This is a genomic window from Aeromonas sp. QDB14 (genome assembly GCF_027707845.1).
Taxonomy (GTDB): domain Bacteria; phylum Pseudomonadota; class Gammaproteobacteria; order Enterobacterales; family Aeromonadaceae; genus Aeromonas; species Aeromonas caviae.
Window position 1 is genome coordinate 51,562 of sequence record NZ_JAPCJD010000026.1, and the last position, 7,405, is coordinate 58,966.

4 protein-coding genes and 1 pseudogene are annotated in these 7,405 nt (G+C 63.4%); 4 read left to right on the plus strand and 1 reads right to left on the minus strand.

Translation table 11 applies throughout. From position 1 onward, the window contains the following. Nucleotides 1–24: 24 nt before the first annotated feature. Complete coding sequence (gene trxC / locus PG887_RS10795) at nucleotides 25–465, minus strand: thioredoxin TrxC (RefSeq protein ID WP_010674892.1); 441 nt, start codon at nucleotides 463–465, stop codon at nucleotides 25–27. Nucleotides 466–618: 153 nt separating this feature from the next. On the opposite strand from trxC, the gene PG887_RS10800 reads away from it, so the two are divergent. From PG887_RS10800 to PG887_RS10815, 4 genes and pseudogenes are all read left to right on the plus strand, one after another. Continuing rightward, entirely contained in the window at nucleotides 619–3,417 is a 2,799-nt protein-coding gene (locus PG887_RS10800) for a hybrid sensor histidine kinase/response regulator (protein WP_049636010.1), read from the plus strand. Nucleotides 3,418–3,556: 139 nt separating this feature from the next. Continuing rightward, nucleotides 3,557–5,293 carry an ABC transporter transmembrane domain-containing protein gene (locus PG887_RS10805; RefSeq protein WP_270821666.1) on the plus strand — a complete coding sequence of 579 codons (1,737 nt, stop codon included), beginning with the start codon at nucleotides 3,557–3,559 and terminating at the stop codon, nucleotides 5,291–5,293. 109 nt (nucleotides 5,294–5,402) lie between these two features. Continuing rightward, entirely contained in the window at nucleotides 5,403–7,154 is a 1,752-nt protein-coding gene (locus PG887_RS10810; protein WP_049636011.1) for an ABC transporter transmembrane domain-containing protein, read from the plus strand. A 113-nt stretch (nucleotides 7,155–7,267) separates the two neighbouring features. Continuing rightward, nucleotides 7,268–7,405, plus strand: a pseudogene (locus PG887_RS10815) (IS4 family transposase); the annotation flags it as partial.

A 7,405-nucleotide genomic window follows, 5' to 3' on the forward strand; every position in this document is an offset into this window, starting at 1 on the left:
AAACAGAAATGAAACATTTTATTTTCATTTGACAGGGGAGGTGAAGGAGAGCAGCCACTCCTTGAACAGGCTCTTGGGCAGGGAGCCGCTGCGCTGTGCCAGGATCTCCCCCCGCTGGAAGACCATCAGGGTAGGAATGCTGCGAATGCCATAGCGACCTGCGATGGCGGCCTCCTGCTCGGTATCGAGTTTCACGAAGCGAAGGCGGGGCTCAAGCTCCCGGGCGACCTCCTGAAAGACGGGGGCAAACTGCAGGCAGGGGCCACACCAGCTTGCCCAAAAGTCCACCACCACCGGGATGTCGGACTGGATCAGGGCATCGAAGCTGGCCTGACGCCCCGCCACCGGGGTTTGTTCGAAGAGGGCGTGACGGCAGCGGCCACACTTCGCGTTTGAGTCTGCTTTTTCGACAGGCAGGCGGTTGCGGGTAAAGCATTGGCTACAATAGGTGGTGACAAGTGACATAATTGCTTCCTTATTTCATGGCCCGGCAACATCTTTATTGCAATCAGAGCGCCGACTAACGGTAACATAGCACTCAGTGGTTTTTCACAGTTGGCCTCCGGCCGTGACCTGATGTCACCGGATGGCCGACCATGACATGAGAATCGAGACGGGATGAAGAGTGTTGCACGGGGCAATCGTGTTGTCTTTGGCCTTATCATCGTATCGCTGGTGGGCTTTTCTGCCTATTGCTGGCAGTTGCTCAGCCAGCAGCAGCGTGCCTTCGATTTGAGCGTGGCGGCTGAGATGGTGCTCAATCGGGTCAATACCGATACCGTCTATCTGCTGGGGCGCGAGAAGGCCAGCGATGGCAGCGTACAGCAACGTCTGAGCCTGCTTTCCAGTCACCTGGACAGGTTCGTCAGGCTGGTGCACGAGGATCCGGAGTCGGTGGACGACCCCGGCTCCCAGGCGTTGCAGCGGGACATCGACGGTTATCTGCTGGATCTCGCCAGGCTTTACACCATGGAGATGACCATCGAGTATCTGGCTCCCCGCTTCCAGGGCCAGCTCAAGGCGTTGCAAGGCACCCTGCCGGTCGGTGAGGCGCAGTACCGCGACCTTACCGAACTCATGCGCCTGCACCACTACCTCCGACGCAGCTGGGATCAGAACGAGCAGCGGCAACTGTTGCAACTCCAGCAGCACCTGCTTGACCGCTATGGCGAGCAGCCGAGGGTCACGGCCCTCGTCCGGCTGGGCCAGGAGTTCAATCAGCAGGTGATGGAGTACCATCGCCTGCGCAATCAGGTGGTGGAGATGAAGGGGCTGAGCTCACTGCCCGCCTGGAAGCAGAGCAAGCTGGAGCGGGCCTCCTCCCTCAAGAGCCGCTTCTACCTGATGGTGCTGGGGGGGGCGCTGCTCTGCTTCTCGCTGGTGGCCGCGACCCTGTGGCGTCGCAACCAGAAGCTGAGCGAGCTCTCTCGCCATGCCGCGCTGCTGGCCCAGGCCAAGAGCGACTTCCTGGCCAACATGAGCCACGAGATCCGCACCCCCATGAATGCCATCATCGGCTTCAGCGCCCTGGCACTGCAAACCAGTCTGGATCCCCAGCAGCGGGACTATCTCAACAAGATCAGATCCTCGTCGGACACCTTGCTGCTGCTCATCAACGACATTCTGGATCTCACCAAGGTGGAGTCCGGCAAGTTGACCTTGGAGGAGATCGACTTCGATCTCAGCGAGCAGCTCGACTCCCTCGCCGCCATGTTCGCGGATCTGGCGGAGCGCAAGCACATCGAGGTCATCATCAACAAGTCTCCCGCCGTGCCCGACTTTCTGCGCGGGGATCCGCTGCGCCTCGGTCAGGTACTGGTCAACCTGGTGAACAATGCCATCAAGTTCACCGAGCGGGGCGAGGTGGAGGTGGCCATCACCCTCACCAGCCAGCATCCCATGCGGGTCTGTTTCAGCGTGCGGGATACCGGCATCGGCATCGCCCCGGAGAAGCAGGCCCAGCTGTTCCAGCCCTTTACCCAGCTGGAGGCGGGCAATACCCGCAAATATGGCGGCTCCGGGCTTGGCCTCAACATCTCCCAGCGCCTGGTGGGGCTGATGGGCGGGGAGATCACCGTGCAGAGCAAACCCGGGGTGGGCTCCACCTTCCTGTTCGAGATCCCCATCTCCCAAGCGGTGTACGGGGTCTCGGGGCGGCGGGTCTTCTTCGATCACCAGCCCCTGATCCTGATGATGGATGACAATGAGCTGGTGCTGGAACTGGCCAAGGACATCCTGGGGCGGGCGGGGGCGTCCGTCATCACGGTCAACAGCCTCTCCCGCGCCCGTCAGGTGCTGCGTGAAGAGGGGCATCACATCCGCCTCGCCATCCTCGACTGGCGCATGGGTCAGGAGGATGGCCTGGACTTGGCCCTCGAGATGTATCAGCACAGCCAGTGGCGGCGCCTGCCTGTCCTGATGACCAGCGCCTGGTCCAGGGAGGGGCTGCACGGGCGGATGGAAAGCATGGGACTGACCCACTTCCTGGCCAAGCCCATGACCGAAAACGCCTTGCTGGCCAAGGTGGACGAACTGCTCAACGGCAGCTCCCATGACAGCAAGGTCCGCCAGGCGGAGGCACAGGGGGATCAGCAGCAGTTCCGGGAGCTGCTGCGTGGTACCCGGGTGCTGCTGGCCGAGGACAACCGGGTCAACCAGCAGCTCATTCTGGAGTACCTGCGCCGGGTGGAGGCCAAGGTCACCGTGGTGGACAACGGCCGCGAGGCGGTGGAGCAGGTGGCGGAGCAGCCGTTCGACGTCATCCTGATGGATCTGCAGATGCCGGTGCTGGACGGGCTGGATGCCACCCGCCAGATCCGCAAGATGGTGGACAAGCATGATGTGCCCATCATCGCCCTCACCGCCAGCGCCATGCCGGGGGACAGGGAGCGCTGCCTTGGCGTCGGCATGAACGGCTATGTCACCAAGCCGGTGAGCAAGCTCGATCTCTACAACAACCTGCTGCAATGGGTGAAGAGCAGCGGCGGGGAGCCCAAGGTGCCCATCGAGGTCAAGCCGCCGGCCCTCATGGGCGTGCTGGATCTGGAGGATGCCCTGCGCCGGCTGGAGCATGACAGGGAGGCGCTGCAGATCCTCTTCAAGCTGTTCCTCTCCGAGCACAAGGACGATCTGTGGGACATCCGCACCGCCCTGCGTCGCCAGCAGCCCGAAGTGGCGTGCCGCTTGCTGCATACCCTGAAGGGGGTCTCGGCCAACATCTCCGCTTCCCGCCTGCAACTGCTGGCCGGGGAACTGGAGTGGCGGCTGCGGCTGCAGGAGGAGCTGAGCGAGGGGGAGCTCAACCAGTTGCAGCAGGTCTTTACCCAGACCCGGGAGGAGGTCTCCCACTTCCTGCTCACCGGGGAGCAGCAGGAGTCGGTCGCTTTCCCGTTTTCGCCCCCCGACAAGCGGCTCTGAGGGAGGGCAAGATAGTAATCGTTCTCAAGTCACCCGCTTCAGGCTATGATGACCCACTCGTTCGCCCCCGCCAGGGGGCGATTGTATTGAGCTTCTCTTCATGATCACGCGGCAGCGCGCCGCGACCAAGGACTTCTCTGTGAGCGTATTTTTGCGGCTTTGCTGGTTTTTCAAGGATCAGTGGCGGCGTTATCTGGTGGCCATCTCCCTGCTGATGCTGGTGGCCCTGTTTACCGTGATCCCCCCCAAGGTGGTGGGCTGGGTGGTGGATGGCATCGCCAAGGGTGACCTGGACAGCGGCACCCTGACCGGCTATCTGGCGGGGCTTTTTGGCCTGGGACTGCTTATCTACCTGCTGCGCTACGTGTGGCGGGTCATGCTGTTCGGTGCCTCCTACCGGCTCGCCTACGTGCTGCGCAACCGGCTGTTCAGCCACTTCACCCGCATGAGCCCGGATTTCTACCAGCGCCACCGCACCGGTGATCTGATGGCCCACGCCACCAACGACATCCAGGCGGTGGAGATGACCGCAGGGGAAGGGGTACTGACCCTGGTGGACTCCTTCATCGTCGGCATCCTGGTGCTCTCCATCATGTGCAGCCAGTACTCCTGGCAGCTGACCCTGCTCTCCCTGCTGCCCCTGCCGGTGATGGCCTTCTTCATGAACCGCTTCGGGACCCAGATCTACAAGGAGTTCAAGGCGGCTCAGGGGGCCTTCTCCCGCCTCAACAACAAGACCCAGGAGGCCCTCTCCGGGGTGCGGGTGCTCAAATCCTACGCGGTCGAATCCCTAGAGGACGAGGGCTTTGCCGAGCTGACCCGTCAGGCGGGGGAGCGCAACATGGCGGTGGCCCGCATCGACGCCAAGTTCGACCCCGTGATTTACCTGTGCATCGGCTGCTCCTATTTTCTGGCTGTCGCAGGGGGCAGCGCCCTGGTGCTGCAAGACAAGCTGACTCTGGGGGAGCTCACCAGCTTCACCATGTACCTCGGCCAGCTCATCTGGCCCATGTTCGCCATCGCCTGGCTGTTCAACATCATCGAGCGGGGCAGCGCCGCCTACTCGCGCATCGAAAGCCTGCTGGGGGAGCACAGCGACATCGAGGAGCCGGCCCATCCCATGGCGCTGGCCTCGGCCTTTCCCCTGCGGGTGCTGGGGCTGGGCTACCGGCTGGAGCAGCGCACCCTGTTGCAGGGGGTGGATGTCACCCTGCAGGCTGGCGCCATGCTGGGGATAGTGGGACGCACCGGGGCAGGCAAGAGCTCCCTGCTCAAGCTGCTGATGCGCCTGGCCAACCCCACGGCCGGGGAGATCCGCATGGGGGAGGTGCCCATCTCGCAACTGTCGCTGGGTGAGCTGCGCAGCCAGTTTGCCTATGTGCCCCAGGAGCCGTTTCTGTTCTCCACCACCATCGCGGCCAACATCGCCCTGGGCCGCCCCGAGGCGAGCCGGGAGGAGATTGAGCGGGTGGCGCGCATCGCCTGCGTTCACGACGACATCAGTCGCTTCCCCAAAGGGTATGAAACCGAGGTGGGAGAGAAGGGGGTGACCCTCTCCGGCGGTCAGAAGCAGCGTCTGGCCATCGCCCGCGCCCTGCTGCTGGATGCCCCTATCCTGGTGCTGGATGACGCCCTCTCGGCGGTGGATGCCCACACCGAGCAGCAGATCCTGCTGGCCCTCAAGGTCTACAAGCGCACCCTGGTGCTGGTGAGCCACCGCATGACGGCGGTGGAGCAGGCGGACGAGATCCTGGTGCTGGAACAGGGCGCGATCAGCGAGCGGGGCCGTCACGAGACCCTGATGGCCAGGAACGGCTGGTACGCGGACATGGTCCGCTACCAGCGCCTGGAGCAGGACGTGGAGGAGAGCCTGTGAACAGGATGACAAGGCCCCTGGTTTCCTTCACCCCCCGCCCGGCTCCCGCGAGCGGAGAGGGGAGCAAAGAGAGTCAATTCCCGTGGAACGTTGCGCTGGAGGCAAGTCTGTGAATCCAACCATCAAACGGCTGCTCGCCTACTGCGCCAGCTACCCCCGCTGGCTGGTGCAGGCGGGCATCTGCCTGCTGCTCGCCACCGGCGCCGAGGTGGCGGGTCCCTTGCTCATCAAGCTCTTCATCGATGACTACCTGGCGCCGCGCCGGCTGGAGTGGGGCATCATCGCCGCCCTTGCCGCCGGTTATCTGGGGTTGCAGGTGTTGTCGGCGGCCGGCTTCTACCTGCAATCCCTGCGCTTCAACCGCATCGCCCAGGCGGTGGTGCAGCGTCTGCGCGAGCAGGTGTTCGCCACCGCCATCCGCCTGCCTGCCCGCTATTTCGACAAGCACCGCTCGGGCTCCCTCATCTCCCGCATCACCAACGACACCGAGGCGATCATGAACCTCTATGTCCAGGTGATAGGGCTCCTGGTGCAAAAAGTGGTGCTCCTGTGCGGCATCCTGCTCTCCATGGCGCTGCTGGACTTTCACCTGATGCTGGTGTGCGCCACCCTGCTGCCGGCGGTGGGGGCCGTGATGTGGCTCTACCAGAAACTGAGCGTGCCCGTGGTGCGGGCGACCCGATCCTTGCTCTCCGACATCAACAGCCGTCTCAACGAGTCGTTGCAGGGGATGCCGGTGATCCAGGCCATGGTGCAGGAGCGCCACTTCGCCATTGCTTTTGCGGGGGTGAACCAGCAGCACTGGCAGGCGCGGATCAAGAGCCTCAAGATCAACGGCATCCTGCTGCGCCCCCTCATCGATCTCTTCTACATGATGGTGCTCATCGGTCTGCTGGCCCTGTTTGCCCACGAGGGGCTGAGCACGGCGGGGGCCATTCAGGTGGGGGTGCTTTACGCCTTCATCAGCTATCTGGGGCGGATGATCGAGCCCCTCATCGAGATGACCAACCAGCTCAACCAGTTGCAGCAGGCCATGGTGGCGGGGGAGCGGGTATTCGCCCTGCTCGATGAAACCCGCGAGAGCACCGACGGGGAGGTGCGCCCCCTGGAGGGACGGGTACGCTTCGACGGGGTGGGCTTCTCCTACGACGGGGAGCAGCAGGTGCTGCAAGATGTGAGCTTTGCCACCCGGCCGGGCCAGATGCTGGCGCTGGTGGGCCACACCGGCAGCGGCAAGTCCACCATCATCAGCCTGCTGATGGGTTTCTACCCCCTGGATCGGGGGAGCATCCACTTCGATGATCACCCCATGAACGGCCTGGCTCTCTCGGCGGTGCGCCGCAGCATCGGCCTGGTGCAGCAGGATCCTTTCATCTTCGTCGGCACCCTGGCCGAGAACCTGCGCCTTGGGCGTGACGGCATCGAGGATGGGCGGCTCTGGCAGGCCCTGGAGGAGGTGCAGCTGGCCGATTTCGTGCGCCGCCTGCCCGATGGCCTGGCCACCCTGATGGAGGAGGGGGGCAAGAACCTCTCCGCTGGCCAGCGCCAGCTGCTCTCCTTTGCTCGCGCCCTGGTGGGGGATCCGCGCATCCTCATCCTGGACGAGGCGACCGCGAGCGTGGACTCCCAGACCGAGCTCGCCCTCTCCCAGGCGCTCTCGGCGGCACGCCGTGGCCGCACCACCATCGCCATCGCCCACCGTCTCTCCACCATTGTGGATGCCGATGAAATCCTGCTGCTCTCCCGCGGGTGGGTGAGCGAGCGCGGCACCCACGGCGAGCTGATGGCGCTGGGGGGGCATTATGCCCAGCTGTTCGAGATGCAGAGCCAGGGGGCCTGGCTTGAAGAGAAACGGGCCTGAGGCCCACCTAAAAAAACAGCCGGCATCTGCCCAATGCTGATCAGTTAAGGATCCATTGACCGATCCTTCTGCTGTAGGACAATCCGGAACCAATCACTAGTTCCGGATTTTTTATGTCTATTGCAAACGATCTGAACGATGTTGTTGAGGCATCTGGCGACATGCTGGCTCGGCTGGCCATTTTTGCCGACCATATTCCCGACGAATGGATTACTGCCGCTGCCGCCTTGTCTGAAAAGGCCACTATCCGC

Coding starts and splice junctions, on each gene's coding strand:
- trxC (WP_010674892.1), bottom strand. CDS start 465: ATGTCACTTGTCACCACCTATTGTAGCCAATGCTTTACCCGCAACCGC.
- PG887_RS10800 (WP_049636010.1), top strand. CDS start 619: ATGAAGAGTGTTGCACGGGGCAATCGTGTTGTCTTTGGCCTTATCATC.